Source organism: Enterobacter cloacae complex sp. GF14B, from assembly GCF_004136805.1.
Classification (GTDB): domain Bacteria; phylum Pseudomonadota; class Gammaproteobacteria; order Enterobacterales; family Enterobacteriaceae; genus Enterobacter; species Enterobacter hormaechei_C.
On the sequence record NZ_QFRV01000231.1, the window covers coordinates 1 to 1,835 of the forward strand.

At 41.3% G+C, this 1,835-nt stretch carries 2 protein-coding genes; both read right to left on the reverse strand.

The window, feature by feature from the left end; all coding sequences use genetic code 11:
• Positions 1–1,068: 1,068 nt before the first annotated feature.
• Positions 1,069–1,539 carry a hypothetical protein gene (locus tag DD606_RS24900; protein ID WP_129259429.1) on the reverse strand — a complete coding sequence of 157 codons (471 nt, stop codon included), beginning with the start codon at positions 1,537–1,539 and terminating at the stop codon, positions 1,069–1,071.
• A 19-nt stretch (positions 1,540–1,558) separates the two neighbouring features.
• A partial coding sequence (locus DD606_RS26235) for a hypothetical protein (RefSeq protein ID WP_219824234.1) occupies positions 1,559–1,835 on the reverse strand: 277 nt, incomplete at its 5' end.

Genomic DNA, 1,835 nt, shown 5'->3' on the forward strand with positions numbered 1-1,835 from the left:
CCCCTTTGAAGCCTAGCCAATAGGCTTCAAGAAACACATGAAGGTAACATGGGTAGGGGCCTGACATGTGTCCTTGCTGCCTCTTCAAGATGGGCTTCCCTTGTGTGTGTGTGAGTGGGTGTTCTCTCTCTAGGCCCTAGGAAAAGGGCTCGCCCCCCCTCTTGTAGGAATGCTTTTGACTTTTAGGTGATCAAGCACCTTACTCACCAAGCATGACAAAGCACTTGAACTAGGGGGGGTTCCCACAAGCATCTCAGGCAAGCTTCTCAAGGCACCTCAAGTACTTTAATCATGCAGCAAGTCAAGCACCTCAAGCATGGAGCCAGTCAAGCACCTCAAGAATCTTAATCAAGCACCTCAAGCATGAAAAACACCTCAAGCATGACAAGCACCTCAAGCAGGACAAGCACCTCGAGCTTGGGCCGGGTTCCCACCTCAGCCCTAGCTTGCTTAAGGTCAAAAGGACTTTTACACACATTTATTGGAGGTCTTCAATGAAGCTAACCCTAAGGTCTTATGCTCCATTGGTTAGCCTTGCTCTTTGATAGACCATCTCCCTTTTGGGCCCCTTTACATTGGCCCCGTGTTGAGATAGATCTATAAGCACATATCTATATCTTAACCCTTGTTCCCGTTTATTCTCCCACATTAAGTGATCAATTTAATATGAGAAAATCATTTGGGTTGGTTAGATATTAGATTTTATGACATTACCTCTCTCTTGAAATCATAGTCGTCCTCGACTATGAGGTAGAAGAGATAAAGCCTTAGTCATTAGTCAATGTTACTTAGCGGGTAGAGGATCCCTTTTTACCCTACGACATCTTTCCAAGATGGATGACTAATCCATTTGGTGCTTGGGAGACATAGCTGCCGCAAGCATGTCTGCTCTTTAGTCCATTTCATTCTCCCAAAGTAGAGTGACAAATTCTACTTGGTGTTTGAGAGACGTCGTCATCACAAACATGATTCTAAGCATGCATACTATTTAAATTTTTGCACAATAAAAAGAGAATTAGTCTTATAAGACAAAAACATTGGTCATTTAAAAGAAATTTGTACATTTGCTTACTCTAATGTAGCATTGTAAGCATTGACAAGGTTCATACTATCCTTAAGCTGTATTCCTTGCATCCATCTAGCATCTTCAAAAGGATAATTTTTGAACTTAATAAGATACCGTTGGATTATCTTACCATGTCGTAGTACCTTGTCTTCATGCCAAAGGATAGCTTTGGGTTGTAGCACCTCTTCTTGGTCTTCAAATTCAGGAGGGTCTTCAATAATTGGTTCACTTGGTGGCTCTCCTTTGTAGGGCTTAAGTAGGCTTACATGAAAGGAATTGTGTATAAGCCAATGGTTGGGAAACTTGAGTTGATAAGCCGTCTCATTGATGGGCTTCAAGATTTGGAAAGGACCATAGTATCTTTTTGCTAGTTTAGCATAATACTTTTGATGGCCCGTAGGATTTTTGCCCGTCGTTTGCCTTAATCGAGCCTTAGGAAACTTAAGTAAGACCCAATCATTTTCTTTGAACATTAAGGCCCTTCTGTGCTTGTCAGCAGTAGCTTTTTGCCTTTGTTGAGATGGATATAGCCTCTTTAATCTTTTGAAAAGATTCTTGTAGGTCACGGCTATACTCATCGGCAGCGAAGATCTTTCCATATACTTTAAGTAGCAAGGGACTTTTAGGTCTTCCCTCTATGATCTCAAAAGGTGCCTTTCCCGTAGTAGTATGGACAATATTATTGTACGCATATTCTACAAGGGGTGAGTAATTTTTCCATTGTAAACGTTGATCTACTTCTTTAACATAAGTCTTTAGTAGATCAAGT